Source organism: Psychrobacter sp. Ps6, from assembly GCF_022129235.1.
In the GTDB taxonomy this organism is placed as follows: domain Bacteria; phylum Pseudomonadota; class Gammaproteobacteria; order Pseudomonadales; family Moraxellaceae; genus Psychrobacter.
Map to the genome: position 1 here is coordinate 1 of NZ_JADQAI010000176.1, position 1,095 is coordinate 1,095.

Sequence of the window (1,095 nt, forward strand, 5' to 3'; positions counted from 1 at the left end):
GAGGAAATATCCCCATCCCAATTTCCTTTGCCTTCAATTAAGGCAATAAATTTATTGATCTCAACGTCAGGTAGTGAAACTCGGTACTGACTACCATCAACTTTATCTCGTGGATAATAACTCTCTTTCGAGTAATCAGCTAGATTGATTCGGATATATTCTAGCAAATATTGCTCTAATTTCTTTATATCATTTTCATGTTCAATTAATGGACGAAGAACATAATATAAATACAAATTATTTTCGTAATTAGAAAAGCCATTTGTCTTATGACAAGGTTCTAAGCAAAAAGACTTTATTTCTTCAAGATTAAAACCAGCACGTTTTAGCCCTTTCATTTTATTTTTCAAACTATAGCCATCATTAAAAATGGCCGTCATTACATCATTCTTTGACACATAAACCTGGAAAAAATCAGGAATATATTTTAGTAAAAATTTAATATTAATTTCGGTTAGCCAAGCTGTAGATTTACAACAAGACATCAATGCTACAATGAAACGAGAGACCAAAGAACTATCATCATTTATTGATTTTAATTCCTTATTGAAAAATTCAGTCATAAAAAAATCATGGACAGTATACTGCTTAATTTCCTCTAAATTATCCTTTTCATCAATAACATACTCAAAAATAGCATTTTGGGCTTGCTCTGGAAATAAGCTTGCATAATAAGTATTATCTCGTAACAAACTAATGGCGTCTTGTATTTTCATTCCATTTCTCTTTAGTTATGCATTCTAGCATTGTAATTTCTAATTATAATAAGCTCACTATTCTAAATAATCATGACTCATTAATCCATTTATCCTACAAAATATTTTTTAGTGCTATCGTAGTGCTTATATTTGCAAAAACCATCAATACAGCCTTGGAAATAGCTTGCCATTACACTATATTCTTTTCCTTAAAATTGAATCAGTGACAACGCTATCAAACCTGTATCTTTAAGTCATTTCGGTATATATCTATCTTAATAAATCAGATGTGTATTGTGATAAATACGCCTAAATTCAACCTTGAAGTCCGACAGAGCTGATTGTACCTTTCGGTGTTTCATTAAAATGACGTTTATACTCACGACTAAATTGCGAT

General features: G+C 30.4%; 1 protein-coding gene. It reads right to left on the minus strand.

Translation table 11 applies throughout. The features are described from left to right. On the minus strand, positions 1–716 hold a 716-nt coding region (locus I3255_RS14695), incomplete at its 3' end, for a hypothetical protein (RefSeq protein ID WP_238039494.1). Positions 717–1,095: the final 379 nt, after the last annotated feature.